Origin of the sequence: Kineococcus rhizosphaerae, assembly GCF_003002055.1 — a bacterium.
GTDB lineage: Bacteria > Actinomycetota > Actinomycetes > Actinomycetales > Kineococcaceae > Kineococcus > Kineococcus rhizosphaerae.
Genome location: NZ_PVZF01000011.1, coordinates 46,163 through 60,767 on the forward strand (window position 1 = coordinate 46,163; position 14,605 = coordinate 60,767).

A 14,605-nucleotide genomic window follows, 5' to 3' on the forward strand; every position below is an offset into this window, starting at 1 on the left:
GAACTCCACCGCGCGGAGCCCTGCCGGCGCTCCTACGTTCCCGGGCCATGACGACGACGACACCGACCTCGACCACCCGTTCCGAACCCCTCGTCCTGACGGGTTTCATCCTCGGCATCGTGAGCCTGGTCGCCTGGCTCCTGCCGCTGCTCGGCGTGCCGCTCGCGGTCGTCGGGATCGTGCTGTCGGCCCTGGGCCGCTCGCGGGTCCACCGCAGCGCGGCCCGCAACGGACGGCAGGCGACGATCGGCCTCGTGCTCTCGATCGTGGGTCTGGTGCTGGCCGTGGGGAACGCCGCGCTCGGCGCCTACCTCGCGACGGCCTGACGGGTTCCCGCTGCGGGCGGGACGGGCGGGGTGCGCGGAACCTCCCTCCCAGGGAGGTCACGACTGCCACACTGGTCACTCCCGACCCGCAGGAGGCCACCGTGTCCCGCCCGACCGTCCGCCGAGCTCTCCCGGTGGTGCTGCTCTCCACCCTCGTGCTCGCGCTGCCCGTCACGACGGCGGCGGCCGCTCCCGGCGCGGAGACCCTGACGCCGACCTGCTCACCCGCTCCCCCCGTCAGCCACCCCGGCTGCGGCACCGCCTACGAGGGCGCCCCGCTGCCCGACGGGACGCCGAACCAGGTCGTGCAGCTGTCCGGTGACGACCGCTACGCGACGGCCGTCGCGATCGCCCGGCACGGTTTCCCGCAGGCCGACGTCGCGGTCCTGGTCAGCGGCGAGGACCGGCACCTCGTCGACGCGCTGTCCGCCGGTCCCCTCGCCCGCACCCTGGCCGCCCCGGTCCTGCTCGCCGCGCGCGACGCGGTCCCCGCGGCCACGGCCGACTACCTGCGCAGCACCGGCGTGCAGTCGGTCCTGCTCGTCGGTGGCGACGACGCACTGTCGGCCACGACGCCGGACCGGTTGCGCGCGCTGGGGATCACCGACGTCCAGCGCGTCGCAGGCGCCGACCGGTACGCGACCTCGCGGGCGCTCGCGGCGTTCATGCCGACCCGCACGCACGGCTGGGCCGCCTCCGGGGAGGACGCCCACCTCGTCGACGCGCTCGCCGCGGCCGGTCCCGCCGCCCGGCTCGGCGAACCCCTCGTGCTCGTCGCGGACGACGACCCGATCCCGGCCGGCGACGCGCTGCGCACCCTCGGGGTCACGCAGACCACGGTCGCGGGCGGGCCGGAGGGCGTGGCCCCCGAGGCGCTGGCCGCCCTGCCCGCCCCGCACCGCGCGGCGGGCACCGACCGCTACGCCACCGCGGCGCTGGTGGCCGACGAGTCGGTGCAGCGGGGCGTGGACGACCAGGACGTCGTGTTCGCGCCCGGCGTGACGGGGCACCTCGTCGACGCCCTGGCCGCCGGTCCGCTGGGCCGCGCGACGCTGCTCGTCGGGGACGAGCAGGCCTCGTACGACGCCGTCGAGGCGTGGTTCGAGACCTACGGCGCGGGCCGCGTGACGGCGGTGGGAGCCGTCGAGATCGACGGCTGAGTCACGCCGGGGCCCGGTGGGACTCCGCGCGGCGCTCCAGTTCGCGCGTGATCGTCTCCAGCGGGTCCCCGTAGCCCTCGATCTCGCGCTGCAGGCGCGCGGCCGCCGTGCGGAACGCCGCGCCCTGCAGCACCCGTCGGACCGCTGCGGCCACGCGGTCCGGTCGCGGGGACCCGCTGCGCAGGTCGACCCCCGCGCCGGCCCAGGCCACGCGGGCCGCGACCTCCGGCTTGTCCTCGGTGCTGCCGGCCACGACCAGCGGGACCCCGGCCGCCAGTGCCTGCTGAACCCCGCCGAAACCGCCGTTGGTGACGACGACGTCCGTGCGCGGCAGCAGGTCCGGGTAGGACAGGAACTCCGCCGCGCGAGCGTTCGCGGGCAGGTCACCGCCGAGGGCAGTGGTGAGTTCGTGCAGCGGCCGCCCGCCCGTCGTGGCCACGACGAGGACGTCGTCGTCGGCCAGAGCGCGCAGGGTGGGCACCACGAGGCGACCGAAGTCGGTGTTGTCGATGGTGCCCTGGGTGACGTGCACGACGGGACGGCCCGCGCGGCGGGCGTCCTCCACGTCGGCCCACCACGGCGGGACGGAGGCCGACGACGGGCCGGGGCGCAGCGGCCCGACGAAGCGCACGGAGTCGGGCAGTTCCCGGCGCGGGTACTCCAAGCCCCGGGCCGAGAGCTGGAAGGTCACGTCGAAGCCCGTCGACTGGTCGAAGAAGTTCCCGCGCATCGGCGGCGCCCCGACCTCGGCGAGGGCGGCGTCGGCCGCCCGCTGCACGGGCCGGAACGGTCCCGCGTGGACGACGGTGGTGAGCAGGCGGTTGCGCAGCCGGTGCAGCGCCGTCGTGCCCGGGGCCAACGCCGGCCCGAACGGGGCGGCGTCCACGCTCGTGAGCGTGACGGGGATCGCGGAGATCCCGACGACCGGGATCCGCTGCCCGGCGGGCGCCGACAGCAGCAGGGGCAGGACACCGAGGAAAGCGCTCTCGGCCACGACGGTGTCGTAGCGGTGCCGCGCGAGCTCGGCCGCGACGGCGCGGGCCTGGACCGGGATCGGCCGGACGAACATGCCGATGAGGTCGTGGCGGACGGCGGCCAGGCCCTTCTTCCGCTGCCGTCCGGGCAGCCAGGCGTCGAGGTCGGCGTCGTCGTAGTCGACCTCGGCCGGCAGGGCGAGGAACTCGGCCCCGGCCTGCGCGACGGCCCCGGCGTACTTGCGGCCGGTCAGCACGGTGACCTCGTGACCGCGGGCCAGGAGGCCGCGGGTGACGGCGAGCGCAGGCGCGACGTGGCCGTGGATGGGTGACGACAGGACGAGGTGGTGCGGCACGGTGGGTCCCCCCCAGGAGAATCGGCTGTCCCTGATAATTCGCTACGGTGGTACCGTAGTGAATATGGGGAAGGTAACGGGTGGACCTGCCGGGGGCAAGGGGGTTCCCGGCACGCGTCGCTACGACGGGACCAAGCGCGCCGAACAGGCCGCCGCGACCCGCCGGCGGATCGTCGAGGCGGCGGCCGAGCTGTTCGCCGGCAACGGTTTCGCCGGGACGACGATGCCGGCGATCGCCGAACGGGCCGGGGTCTCGGTGGAGACCGTCACGGTGCACGGCCCCAAGCGCGCCCTGCTGCTGGCCGCCTTCGGGCAGACCTTCGTCGGGGTGGAGACCGGGGGCCGGGTCACCGACCACGAGCCGTGGGCCTCGCTGCTGCGCGCCGACCCGCCCGCACTGCTCACCGGCCTGGCCGAGCTGGTCGTCGCCGGGCAGGAACGCGGGATCGGCATGTGGCGGGCCGTGAACGCCGCGGCCGTCACCGACGACGGGGTCCGCGAGCTCACCCTCGACCTCGCCCGCCGCCGCCGCGCGGACCTGCTCGCCGCCACCGAGGTCCTCGCCGGGCGGGGGTTGCTGCGGCCGGGGCGCAGCGTGCAGCAGCACGCCGACACCCTCGCCCTGCTGGCCGGTTTCGACCCGTACCAGCTCTACGTCGTGGAGTTCGGCTGGACCCACCAGGAGCTGCGGGAGTGGTTCGCCGACACGGTCTCCCGGCTCGTGCTCACGCCGGCAGGTGCCGCAGTCCCGGGCCGTCGTACGCCGACAGCGGGCGGATGAGGGAGTTCGCCGCCCGCTGCTCCATCACGTGGGCGCTCCAGCCGACGACCCGGGACGCCACGAACACCGGCGTGAACACGTCGGTGTCCAGCCCCAGCAGGTGGTACGCGGGACCGGCCGGGTAGTCGAGGTTGGGTCGGATGTCCTTGGCCCGCAGCATCTCGGACTCCAGGGCGTCGTAGAGGTCGAGGACGTCGGTGCGCCCGCGGGCCGTCGCCAGCTCGCGCAGGGCCGCGTGCATGGTCGGGACGCGGGAGTCGCCGTGCCGGTAGACGCGGTGACCGAACCCCATGACCTTGCGGTGCGCGGCCAGGTTCTCAGCCAGCCACGCCGCGGCCCCCTGCGCCGACCCGATCTCCTGGAACACCGTCCAGACGGCCTCGTTCGCGCCGCCGTGCAGGGGCCCCTTCAACGCCCCCACCGCGGCCGTCACCGCCGAGTGCAGGTCCGACAACGTCGACGTGACCACCCGCGCCGCGAACGTCGAGGCGTTGAACGAGTGCTCGGCGTACAGCACGAGCGAGGTCTCGAACGTCCGGGTCGCGACCTCGTCGGGCTCCTCGCCCGTGACGGTCCACAGGAAGTTCGCGGCGTAGCCGAGGTCGTCGCGCGGGGCCGGCAGGTCCTGCCCGTGGCGGCGGCGCTGGGCGTACCCGACGACGGCGGGCAGCGCGGCGAACAGTCGTTCGGCCTTGGCGAGCTCGGCCGCGCGCGAGTGGTCCGCGGCCTGCTCGTCCACGGCCCCCAGGACGCTGACCGCCGTGCGGACCACGTCCATCGGGTGGGCGCTCAGCGGCAGCTCGTCGACGACCCGGCGGACGCGGTCGTCCAGGGCCCGGCCCGCGCGCTCGCGCTCCCGGAAACCCTCCAGCTCCTCCGCGGTGGGCAGTTCCCCGTCCCACAGCAGCCGGGCGACCTCCTCGAAACCACGGGTCGCGAGTTCCTGCACGGGGTACCCGCGGTACAGCAGGGAGTTCGACTCCGGGTCGACCTTGGAGACGGCCGTGGTGTCCGCGACGACACCGGCCAGGCCCTTGTGGATCTCGCTCACCCTCGGTTCCCCTCCAGGCTGAAGTCGTAGATCCCGGAGTCGAAGTCCCCGTACCCCGCGTAGTCCACGAGGTCGTACAGCTCCGCGCGGGTCTGCATCTGGGCGACCTTACCGTCCAGGGTCCCGGTGCCGGTGAGTTCGTCGAGCGCCCGGTCGGCGGCCCCCATCGCCAGCCGCAGCAGCGACACGGGGTGGATGACGATCCGCACCCCCGCGTCGCGCAGCTGCGCGTGCGTGAACAGGTCGCTGCGGCCGAACTCGGTCATGTTCGCCAGGACCGGGACGTCGAGCGCGGAGCACATGGCCTCGAACTCGGCGAGGTCGGCCATCGCCTCGGGGAACACGACGTCGGCCCCGGCGTCGACGAGCGCCTTCGCCCGGCGCACCGAGGCGTCGAAACCCTCCACCCCGCGCACGTCCGTGCGGGCGACGACGAGGAAGTCGCCGTCGCGGCGGGCGTCGACCGTGGCCCGCACGCGGCGCACCGCGGTCCGCTCGTCGACGACCTGCTTGCCCTCCAGGTGACCGCAGCGCTTGGGGTTCACCTGGTCCTCGACGTGCAGCCCGGCCACTCCGGCGTCCTCCATCGCCTGCACCGTGCGGGCGACGTTGAGGGGTTCACCGAACCCCGTGTCGGCGTCGACGAGGACGGGCAGGTCGCTGACGCGGGCGATCTGCGCGGACCGGCCGGCGACCTCCGTCAGCGTCGTGAGGCCGATGTCCGGCAACCCCAGGTCGGCCGACAGCACGGCCCCCGAGACGTAGACGCCCTCGAAGCCCTTGCGCTCGATCAGTTTGGCGGACAACGGGTTGAACGCTCCCGGGAACCGCAGGAGCTCGGTCCCGGCGAGGGCGAGCCGGAAGGCCCGGCGTTTCGCGCTCGGCGTCGTCGACGAGTACAGCACGGGGTCTCCTCAGAACAGGCCGGCGGGCAGGGGGACGGTCTCGAGCAGTTCCTCGGGGGCGGCGACCTGCAGGTCGCGCACCTCCTCGGCGGTCAGTTCCGGCAACCGGCGGGCCAGGTCGGTGAACCGGGCGACCTCGGCGTCGGTGAGGACGCCGGCGGCCAGCGTCGCCAGCTTCGCCTCGTACTGCTCCCGGGTGAACGGGTGGGCGCCGAGGGGGTGCGCGTCGGCGACGGCGATCTCGTCGACGACCGTGGTGCCGTCTGTCAGCCGGGCCTCGACGCGGGCCCCGAACGCCTTCCGCGCGGGGTCGCTCGCGTGGTAGCGCTCGGTCCACTCCGGGTCCTCGACGGTCGACACCTTGCGCCACAGCTCGACCGTGTCGGGACGCCCGGCGCGTTCGCGGGCGTAGGAGTCGACGTGGTGCCAGCCGCCGTCCTGCAGCGCGACGGCGAAGATGTACGGCACGGAGTGGTCGAGGGTCTCCCGGCTGGCGGTGGGGTCGTACTTCTGCGGGTCGTTCGCCCCGGAGCCGATGACGACGTGCGTGTGGTGGGAGGTGTGCAGGACGATCCGCTCGACGTTCGCGGGGTCGCGCAGTGCGGGGTGCTCGCGGTGCAGGCGGCGGGCGAGGTCGATGACGGCCTGCGCCTGGTACTCCGCGGAGTGCTCCTTGGTGTACGTGTCGAGGATCGCGCGGCGGGGTTCACCGGGTTCGGGCAGCGGGACCCGGTAGACGGCGTCGGGACCGTCGAGCAGCCACGCGACGACGCCGTCCTCGCCCTCGTAGACCGGGGCCGGGCTCGTCTGCCCGCGCATCGCCCGGTCGACGGCCTCGACCGCGACCTTGCCCGCGAACGCGGGCGCGTACGCCTTCCACGTCGAGATCGCGCCCTTGCGCGACTGCCGGGTCGCCGTCGTCGTGTGCAGGGCCTGCCCGATCGCTTGGTGCACGACCTCGGTCGACAGCCCCAGCATGGTGCCGAGGCCGGCCGCGACGGACGGCCCGAGGTGCGCGACGTGGTCGATCTTGTGCCGGTGCAGCGAGATCGCGCGGACGAGGTCGACCTGCACCTCGTAGGCCGTGACGATGCCCCGCAGCAGGCTCGCGCCGTCGCACCCGACGTGCTGGGCGACGGCCACCAGCGCCGGGACGTTGTCGCCGGGGTGGGAGTACTCGGCCGCCAGGAACGTGTCGTGGAAGTCGAGCTCGCGCACCGCGACGCCGTTCGCCCACGCCGCCCACTCCGGCGAGGTGGTCTGCGTCGTCCCCACGATCCGGGCCCCCTCGCCGCCGCGCGAGACGGGGTGGTCCAGGGCCTGCGAGCGCGCCGCGACGACCGGGGCCCGCAGCAGCGACGCGGCGCTGACGGCGGCGTTGTCGAGGACGCGGTTGACGACCATCTCGGCGACGTCGTCGTCGACGGGGACGTCCTCGGTGGCCAGTTCCGCCAGCTTCCAGGCGAGTTCCTCGTGGCGGGCGAACTCCTCGTCGCTGCGGTGGACGCGGACCTCGTGCTCTCTCACGCGCTCTCCTCCGTCGGGGTGGTCAGGCGCTGCCGGAAGTGGCTGCGGCTGCGGTGCAGGTGGACGTGGACGGCGTGCGCGGCGAGGTCGGCGTCGCCGTCGGTGAGGGCCTCGGCGACGAGCCGGTGCTCGCTGGCCGCGGCCCGCAGCCGGTCCGGGTCGTGCCGGGCCAGGCGGCGGATCCGGACGAGGTGGGTGCGGACGTCGTCGAGCGCGCGGACGAGCCAGGGGTTCGCGGTCGCGGCGTCGACCGCGGCGTCGAACTCGGCGCTCAGCGCGTAGTAGCGGTCCAGCTCGCCGGCCGCCACGAGGTCGGGGGCGTGGGCGAAGCGCCGGACGAACCCCTCGAACCCCTCCCCGGACCGGGCGGCGAGGCGGGCGGCCTTGACCTCCAGCGCCTCGCGGACGTCGTAGAGGTGGTCGAGGTCGCCCAGGTCGAGCGGGGCGACGACGAGACCGCGACCGCCGACGGGGCGGGCCAGGCCGTCGTGGACGAGCCGGGCGAACGCCTCGCGGACGGGGGTGCGGGAGACGCCGAGGCGGGCGCTCTGCTCCAGCTCGGCGAGCACTGCGCCGGGGGCCAGGACGCCGTCCAGGACGTCCTCGCGCAGCCGTGCGTACGTCCGGTCGGTCGCCCCACCACGCCGTTGTGCATGCACAAGAGCACTCTGTGCCCCCGAGACCCTGACGTCAAGGCACCAGTGCATGCACTGCGCGAGCCACGTCGTCCGGGGTGTCGGCCACCCCCACGTCGACGACGACGTCCCCGATCCCCGCGGCCGTCAGGACCGCGTCCAGCTCACCGCTGCGGCGCAGGTGCCAGTCCAGACCCTCGGGGTCCCCGGCGTGCCGGGCCCGCAGCCGCTCGGCGACGACCGGCAGCGCGAGCCGCAACCGGCACACCGTGAGCGGGACGCCGACGGCCTCCGCGTGCAGCGCGCGGTGCGCCGGGTCCTCCAGGACACCCGCGAGGACCAGCCGCCGCGCTCCCGCCGCGAGGTGGTTGCGGGCGACGTCGCGCAGGTTCGCCAGCTCCAGCCGCTCGTGGAACGGGTCGTCCGGCGGGGACGGCCAGGCGTACCGCAGGGCGTCGAGGTCGACCACCGCGTGCGGGACGCCCGCCGCGACCAGCAGCGCACCCAGCGCGTGGGCGGTCGTCGTCTTGCCGGACCCGACGGTGCCGGTGAGCAGCAGCGCGGACGGTTCGGGGGTGGGCTCCGGGTTCACCGGGCCGAGGCTGCCACGGGTCGGGTCAGAGGGACCCCCCGAAGGGGTGGTCGATGACGTACTTGACGGTCCCGTCCGGCTGGCGGCGCAGCACCTCGGTGGTGGTCCCGGCCAGCGGGACGAGGTTTCCCTCGGCGTCGTGACCGCCCGTCATCCGGAACCGGATGCTGCTGAGGACCAACTCGTCCTCCACGAGCCAGTACGACGGGGTGTACTCCAGGGTCCCGCCGAGGGCGAGGAACTGCTGCAGGGCCACGCGGATGGCCGGGTGGCCGCGCAGCGGTTCCGCGCCCGGTCCGGGCACGATCACGGCGTCCTCCTCGTAGGTGGCCATCAGGGCCTCGAGGTCGCCGGCGTTGAAGGCGTCGCACCAGGTCTGGTTGAGGGCGTGCGGCCGCCCGGGGTCGGCGTCGGGGGTGGCGGTCGGGTTCGCGGGCGGGTTCGTGGCGCGGGTCGGTGCGGTCATGGTCGGGTCCTCCTGGGTTCGGGTGGGGCGGGTTTCCTCGGACGGTCAGGGGCGGGTGGTGCCGTGGACCTGCAGCGCGCGCCGGGCGTAGACCCGGGGCGCGACGAGGGGGACGAGGACGCGCGGCAGCGCGGGCGCCTGCGCGAGCATCCCGGCCAGGACCTCCGGGTCGCCCTCGTAGGCGAACATCCCGAAGACCAGGGGCAGCTGCGAGCGCGGGACGGCGGCCGCCCCGGCGGCGCCGACGGCCTCCCACTCCGCCGTCGTCAGGTGCGTGGCCGCCAGGGGCAGCAGCGTGCGTTCCTCGTCGTCGAGGTGCTCGGCGAGCAGCGCGTGCAGGGTGCGCAGCGCGGCGGTGAGGGCGTCGCGGGTCTCGACGTCGACCCGTTCGCGCCAGCGCCGGCGAGCGGTAGCCACCGCGTCGAGGGCGGCGTCGAGGCCGGCGTGCTGCTCCTCGGCGGCGTCGAGGCGGTCCAGTGCGCTGCGCGGCAAGCGGTCCCGCAGCGGCGGCCACAGCAGTTCGTCCTCCCCGGCGTGGTGGTGGTGCAGCAGGTCGCACAGCAGGCCGAGGTGGCGGTCCACGGCCGCGGCCCGGCCGCGGGCGCCCGGGACGACCCGGTCCACCGCCGCCGGAGCGAGGCGGAACTCGCGCAGCAGCGCGGTGTGGACGACGAGCATGTCGCGGACGTCGACGACCTCACGGGCGGGGGCCGCGGACGTGCCGGGGACGGTGGGGACGGTGGGGACGGTGGGGACGCAGACCCAGCCGGCCTGGTCGGGGTTCCACCAGCAGCTCCGGGTGTGCCGGTGCGGTGCGGTTCCGGGGTTCTGGTTCACGGTGGTGTTCACGTCGCCGAGACTCGTCCGCGGCCGGGGGCGGGGACCATCCCAGGTTCCTGTGGTCTTCCCCGCGGGGTGTTCCCCCGGCGCACCCGCGTGGGCACCATGGCGGGGTGCAGACGAGACGGCCGGCCGGGCGACGCGGCCTCGTGAGTTCGGTGCAGGACGTCACCGCGGAGCGCGTGGACCTGCCGACCCTGGCCGAGGAGCTGCTCGCGGCCGTCGCCCGCCACGTCCCCTTCGACTTCGCCTGCTTCGCCACGACCGACCCCGCGACGGGCCTCATCACGTGGGCGCACAAGTCGCGGTCGCTCGGCGTGGGCGACGAGGAGTTCGCCGCGACCGAGTACGGCCCACCGGACGTCAACGGGTTCGCCGAGATCGTCCAGCGCCGCCCGCCGCTGGGTCTGCTCTCCCTCGACACCGGCGGCGAGGTGGACCGGTGCCGGCGCCACCGCGAGTTCACGGCCCCGCGCTTCGGCTTCACCGACGAGCTCCGGGTGGCGTTCCTGAGCCGGGACGCCCCGTGGGCCCTGCTGGCCCTCTACCGCGGCCCGGGCGATCCGCCGTTCACCGCCGAGGAGGCGGCACCGCTGGTCGCGATCGGCGAACTGGTCGCCGAGGCGGTGCAGCGCAGCCTGTTCGACCTGGCCGAACCCGTCGGTGGTTCGGCGGCCGGGGCCGGGCCGGCCGTCCTGCTCGTCGACGGCGACGACCGGGTGACCCGGTTGACCGCCGCGGCCCGCACCGCGGTGGACGAACTGGGCGGCTGGGACCACGGGTCGCTGCCCGCGAACGTCCTGGCCGTGGTGGCCTCGGCGCGGCACGGGGCCCGCGACGGCGAGACCCGGGTGCGGGGGGGTCTCCGGCGGCTGGCTGACCCTGCGCGCGGCGGCGCTGGCTCCCCCGGACGCCGCCGGGGACCCCGGCGGCGACGTCGTCGTCACCGTGGAACCCACCCCCCGCGGGGCGCTGAGCCGGCTCGCGCTGGCCGCCCACGGGCTGACCGCCCGCGAGGAGGACGTCGCCCTGCTGGTGCTGCAGGGCGCCGACACCCGCGCCGTGGCGGCGGCCCTGCACCTGTCGCCGTGGACGGTGCAGGACCACCTCAAGGCGATCTTCGCCAAGCTCGGGGTCGGCAGCCGACGGGAGATGACCGCCCGGCTCGTGCTGGACTGAACCGGGGGCGCTCCCTGCCACACTGACGCGGTGCCGAAAAGACCTCGTCGCCGGCCGCGGTGGCGCGAACGCAGCCGTCTGGTCCGCCTGTGGCGGCTGGCCCGCACCCGCCGCCCGCGGACCTTCACCGAGAAGGTCCGCTACAAGATGCTGCGCGACCACCGCCCGCTGATCGTCACCCTCGCCGACAAGGTGGCCGTGCGCGACCACGTCGAGGCACTCGTCGGTCCCGGTCACCTGCCCGCGCTGCACGCGGTCCTCGACGACCCCTCCGACCTGGCCGCGCTGGACCTGCCGGAGTCGTACGTCCTCAAACCCAGCCACGGCAGCGGGGCGGTCGTCGTGGTGTCCCCGCAGGCCCCCGCCGAGGCCCGGCTGCCCGTGGCCCACTACAGCTGGGTGTACTGCCACGTCCGCCCCGAGCACGCCGACCGCGACCACTTCGTCGCCATCGCCCGGCACTGGACGAGCCAGCTCTACGGGCAGGGACCGAACCGGGAGTGGGCCTACGGGCACGTGCCGCGGCGCGTCGTCGTCGAGGAACTGCTGCGCGGGCCGGACGGCTCCGTCCCCGACGACCACAAGTTCTTCGTGTTCCACGGCCGCTGCCACGCCGTGCAGGTCGACTCGGGCCGGTTCGGGCACCGGACCCAGGACTTCCACCGCCCGGACTGGGAGCACCTGCCGCTGTCCGGTGGACCGCCGTGGGCCGACCCGCCGCACCCGCGCCCGGAACGGCTGACCGAGATGCTCGCCCTGGCCGAACGCCTCGGCGCGGGCACCGACTTCGTGCGCGTCGACCTCTACGCCCTGCCCGACCGGGTCGTCGTCGGGGAACTGACGAACTACCCCGCCGGCGGGAACAGCCCGTTCCACCCCGCGCACTTCGACGCGGAGTTCGGGGTTCCGTGGACCGTCCCGCGCCGCTACCGGTGAGCGCGCGTCACCGGTGCAGCGCCCTCGTCAGGGCCAGGTGGGGAACTCCGATCGCGTTGCCGCCCAGCAGGAGCGCGGCGTTCACGACGGGCAGCGCCCCGCGCCCGCGACCGGGCCACCCGTACCGGCGCGCGACCACCAGGGTGCCGGTCGTGCACAGGCCCGAGCCGGTGAGGAACAGCGCCGTCGTCCCGGCCTCGGCGTGGACCGCGCCGGGTCCCGTGCGGTGCGCGCGCCGTTCGCACGCCACCGCGACGATCCCCGGGACCAGGCTCAGGGCGCCCGCGCGTCGCGGCGGCGAGCACGCCGAGGGCGGCGACCGACGTCGCGTCGAGGGCCAGCACCGCGCACAGCCCGCGCAGCGCCCGACCGGTGCGCACCTCAGCCGTCCTCCGGCCCGGTGCGCAGCCACTTCTCGACCTGCGCCCGGGCGACGCGCGCCATGGTCGTGGCGTGCCGGGTGAAACCGTGCGGGGAGGCGGGGAACACCCGAAGGTCGACGTCGACGCCCGCCGCCGCCAGCCGGGCCGCCATCGCGAGGTTGTCCTCCAGCAGGACGTCGTCCGCGCCGACCACGAGCAGGACGGGCGGCAGGCCGCGCAGGTCGGCGAAGACCGGTGAGACGTCGGGCAGCGTGCGGTCGGGGACGTGGCCGGCGTACGCCCGGAGGAAGAACTCGTCCGCGATGCGCCGCCCCGCGGGGGTCGTCCCGCTGAGGTCGTAGGTGCCGAACTCCAGGGCCGCCCGGGCGAAGGCCCCCGGCACGCGCAGCAGCGTGGTCACGGCGAGGGTGGCGCCCGCCGAGAGACCCCCGATCGTGCGGGGGACGTCCCCGAAGCGGTCGACGACCCAGCGCGCGGCCGCCGCGCAGTCGTCCGGCGCCGCGGGCCAGGGGTGCTCGGGCGCCAGCCGGTGCTCGACACCGACGACCACGACCCCCAGCTCCCCGGCGAGGGCCCGCTGCTGCACGTCGTCCGGGGACCCGAGGAAGAACCCGCCGCCGTGCAGGTCGAGGTGCACCCCGCGGACCGGACCGGCGGGCCGGTGGACCCGCAGCCGGACCCCCTCGGGCGTCGCCTCCACGACCGCCGGGGGGTCGGAGGGCAGGGGCGTGGGGACCGCCGCGCGGGCGGCGGCCAGTTCCCCCGGTCCGGACGGACCGCGCCGCGGGGTGCGACGGGCGTAGAACTCCCGCGACTCGGCGGCGAACTCCGCGAGGCGGGGGTCGATGAGGTGGTCGAGCCCCAGGCGCACGGTCCGACCCTAGGCCGGGAAACGCCCCCGCGGACCCGGGGCCGTCCCCTAGGTTCCCCCTGTGCTCCTCGCCGACCAGGTCGCCCTGCTCCTGCTCGACGGCCGCGGTGGCCGGCGGCTGTCCGCCCGGGCGGCGGGCACCGTCCTCGCGGGGGCGCTGCTGAGCGAACTGGTCCTGCTGCGCCGCCTCGGGGCGGACCCCGACACGGGCGTGCTGCGGGTCCGGCCCGGCCCCGCCCTCGAACCCCGGCTCGCGGCGGCCCTGGCGGCGGTGACGGACTCCGGCGGCGACACCGCCCGCAGCGTGCGCGCGCTGGCCGCCGCGGCACCGTGGGACGACGCCGTGGCGACCCTGGCGAAGACCGGCGCGCTGCGCACCGAGAAGCGGCGGCGGTTCCTGGTGCTGACGTCGGTGCGCTGGTTCCCGCGCAAGGGGTCCGTCGTGGGGCTCCAGACGCGGCTGCGGACGGCGCTGACGGCCGCCCGGAAACCGGCGAGGGCGCGGGCAGTGGACCCGGCGACCGTCAGCCTCGCCGTGCTGCTCGCCGGGACCGCTGCCCTGCGGTGGGTGGTGCCGGACCTGCCGCGCGGTCTGGACGCCGACGACGCCGCCGAGGTCCTGGCCGGGGCCCGCCGGCTGGACCCGGAGTTCCAGGGGGCGCTGGAGGACCTGGAGTCCGCGGTGTCCGTCCGCGCGGGTGCGTGGTCCTCGGACGGGGACTCCTCCGACTGGGCGTCGGGCGACGGCGGGGGGCACCACCACGGGGGGCACCACGACGGGCACCACGGGGGCTGGGACGGGGGTTCCGACGGCGGTTCCGACGGGGGCGGGGGCGACGGTGGTGGCGGGGGCGGCGGGGACTGACCCTGCGCGCGGGCGGGACCGGCCGCACGATGGCCCCACCCGTCGCCCGCTGGAGGTCGCGCCCGTGAACCCGTCCCCGAACCCGCCCGTGAACCCGTCCGTGGTCGTCTTCGACGTCAACGAGACGCTGTCGGACCTGCGTCCCCTGGCGGACCGGTTCGTCGCGGTGGGCGCCCCCGCCCACCTGGCCCCGCTGTGGTTCGCCACCGTGCTGCGCGACGGGTTCGCGCTGGCCGCCGTCGGGGACGCGCGGCCCTTCGCGCAGCTGGGGGCCGAGGCGCTGCGCAGCCTGCTGCCCGGCGCGGGGGTCGAGGCCACCGACGACGCGGTCCAGCACGTGCTGGACGGGGTGGGGCGCCTGCCGCTGCACCCCGACGTCGCCGACGGGGTCCGCGGTCTGCGCGCCGACGGGCACCGCCTGTTCACCCTCAGCAACGGTTCCGCGGAGGTCGGCGAGCGTCTGCTCACGGCCGGCGGGGTGCGCGGGCAGTTCGAGGCCGTGCTGTCCGTGGAGGCCGCCGGGGTGTGGAAACCGGCTCGCGCCGCCTACCGGTACGCCGCGCGCGTCGCCGGGGCGGCGCCGGAGGACGTGCTGCTGGTCGCGGTGCACCCGTGGGACGTGGACGGGGCGGCGCGGGCGGGGCTGCGCACGGCGTGGATCGACCGCTCCGGGGTGCCGTACCCGGCGTCGGCCACCCGCCCGGACGTGCGGGCGACCGACCTGGCGGACCTGTGCGCGCAGCTGGCCGGGTGAGGCG

Annotated in this window: 17 protein-coding genes; 7 read left to right on the forward strand and 10 right to left on the reverse strand. The window is 75.8% G+C overall.

Translation table 11 applies throughout. The features are described from left to right. Positions 1-47 precede the first annotated feature (47 nt). Both CLV37_RS19665 and CLV37_RS27765 read left to right on the forward strand, forming a co-directional pair. Positions 48-326 carry a DUF4190 domain-containing protein gene (locus CLV37_RS19665; protein ID WP_106213611.1) on the forward strand — a complete coding sequence of 93 codons (279 nt, stop codon included), beginning with the start codon at positions 48-50 and terminating at the stop codon, positions 324-326. 101 nt (positions 327-427) lie between these two features. Beyond that, positions 428-1,486: a cell wall-binding repeat-containing protein gene (locus CLV37_RS27765; protein WP_170127384.1), complete on the forward strand. Its 1,059-nt coding sequence runs from the start codon at positions 428-430 to the stop codon at positions 1,484-1,486. 1 nt (position 1,487) lies between these two features. Here CLV37_RS27765 and CLV37_RS19675 read toward each other — a convergent pair whose 3' ends face one another. After that, entirely contained in the window at positions 1,488-2,816 is a 1,329-nt protein-coding gene (locus CLV37_RS19675; protein WP_106213613.1) for a glycosyltransferase, read from the reverse strand. 64 nt (positions 2,817-2,880) lie between these two features. Between CLV37_RS19675 and CLV37_RS27115 the strand changes: the two genes are divergently transcribed. After that, positions 2,881-3,597, forward strand: a complete 717-nt coding sequence (locus tag CLV37_RS27115; RefSeq protein WP_170127385.1) for a TetR/AcrR family transcriptional regulator — start codon at positions 2,881-2,883, stop codon at positions 3,595-3,597. On the opposite strand, the gene CLV37_RS19685 is transcribed toward CLV37_RS27115, so the two are convergent. Genes CLV37_RS19685 through CLV37_RS19715 form a run of 7 tightly spaced genes read right to left on the reverse strand, consistent with a single transcriptional unit; the run spans position 3,542 to position 9,622 of the window. Beyond that, a complete protein-coding gene (locus CLV37_RS19685) occupies positions 3,542-4,648 on the reverse strand; it encodes a bifunctional 2-methylcitrate synthase/citrate synthase (protein WP_106213615.1) in 1,107 nt (368 codons plus the stop codon). The genes CLV37_RS27115 and CLV37_RS19685 overlap by 56 nt on opposite strands. Continuing rightward, on the reverse strand, positions 4,645-5,553 hold the full coding sequence (gene prpB, locus CLV37_RS19690) for a methylisocitrate lyase (RefSeq protein WP_106213617.1): 909 nt from the start codon (positions 5,551-5,553) through the stop codon (positions 4,645-4,647). The genes CLV37_RS19685 and prpB overlap by 4 nt, the downstream gene beginning before the upstream one ends. Positions 5,554-5,562: 9 nt before the next feature. Next, positions 5,563-7,080 (reverse strand): MmgE/PrpD family protein, encoded by a 1,518-nt coding sequence (locus CLV37_RS19695; RefSeq protein ID WP_106213619.1) that lies wholly within the window; start codon positions 7,078-7,080, stop codon positions 5,563-5,565. After that, complete coding sequence (locus tag CLV37_RS19700) at positions 7,077-7,739, reverse strand: GntR family transcriptional regulator (protein WP_211298795.1); 663 nt, start codon at positions 7,737-7,739, stop codon at positions 7,077-7,079. The genes CLV37_RS19695 and CLV37_RS19700 overlap by 4 nt, the downstream gene beginning before the upstream one ends. A gap of 31 nt (positions 7,740-7,770) precedes the next feature. Next, the gene (locus CLV37_RS19705; protein ID WP_106213623.1) at positions 7,771-8,307 is read right to left on the reverse strand and encodes an adenylyl-sulfate kinase; all 537 of its coding nucleotides are present in this window, start codon (positions 8,305-8,307) and stop codon (positions 7,771-7,773) included. Positions 8,308-8,332: 25 nt separating this feature from the next. Then, positions 8,333-8,773 carry a YybH family protein gene (locus tag CLV37_RS19710; protein WP_106213624.1) on the reverse strand — a complete coding sequence of 147 codons (441 nt, stop codon included), beginning with the start codon at positions 8,771-8,773 and terminating at the stop codon, positions 8,333-8,335. Between the two features lie 45 nt (positions 8,774-8,818). Next, positions 8,819-9,622, reverse strand: a complete 804-nt coding sequence (locus tag CLV37_RS19715) for a hemerythrin domain-containing protein (RefSeq protein WP_211298796.1) — start codon at positions 9,620-9,622, stop codon at positions 8,819-8,821. A gap of 939 nt (positions 9,623-10,561) precedes the next feature. On the opposite strand from CLV37_RS19715, the gene CLV37_RS28190 reads away from it, so the two are divergent. Next, positions 10,562-10,792, forward strand: a complete 231-nt coding sequence (locus CLV37_RS28190) for a helix-turn-helix domain-containing protein (protein ID WP_211298797.1) — start codon at positions 10,562-10,564, stop codon at positions 10,790-10,792. Positions 10,793-10,822: 30 nt separating this feature from the next. After that, the gene (locus CLV37_RS19725) at positions 10,823-11,728 is read left to right on the forward strand and encodes an ATP-grasp fold amidoligase family protein (protein WP_211298798.1); all 906 of its coding nucleotides are present in this window, start codon (positions 10,823-10,825) and stop codon (positions 11,726-11,728) included. 7 nt (positions 11,729-11,735) lie between these two features. Here CLV37_RS19725 and CLV37_RS19730 read toward each other — a convergent pair whose 3' ends face one another. Both CLV37_RS19730 and CLV37_RS19735 read right to left on the reverse strand, forming a co-directional pair. Beyond that, positions 11,736-11,978: a hypothetical protein gene (locus tag CLV37_RS19730; protein ID WP_106213626.1), complete on the reverse strand. Its 243-nt coding sequence runs from the start codon at positions 11,976-11,978 to the stop codon at positions 11,736-11,738. 131 nt (positions 11,979-12,109) lie between these two features. Then, positions 12,110-12,982, reverse strand: coding sequence for an alpha/beta hydrolase (locus CLV37_RS19735; RefSeq protein ID WP_106213628.1), 873 nt, complete (start codon positions 12,980-12,982; stop codon positions 12,110-12,112). A gap of 61 nt (positions 12,983-13,043) precedes the next feature. Between CLV37_RS19735 and CLV37_RS19740 the strand changes: the two genes are divergently transcribed. Further along, positions 13,044-13,847: a GOLPH3/VPS74 family protein gene (locus CLV37_RS19740; protein ID WP_106213630.1), complete on the forward strand. Its 804-nt coding sequence runs from the start codon at positions 13,044-13,046 to the stop codon at positions 13,845-13,847. Between the two features lie 64 nt (positions 13,848-13,911). Further along, positions 13,912-14,601, forward strand: a complete 690-nt coding sequence (locus CLV37_RS19745; RefSeq protein WP_211298799.1) for a haloacid dehalogenase type II — start codon at positions 13,912-13,914, stop codon at positions 14,599-14,601. The last annotated feature ends 4 nt before the right edge of the window (positions 14,602-14,605 follow it).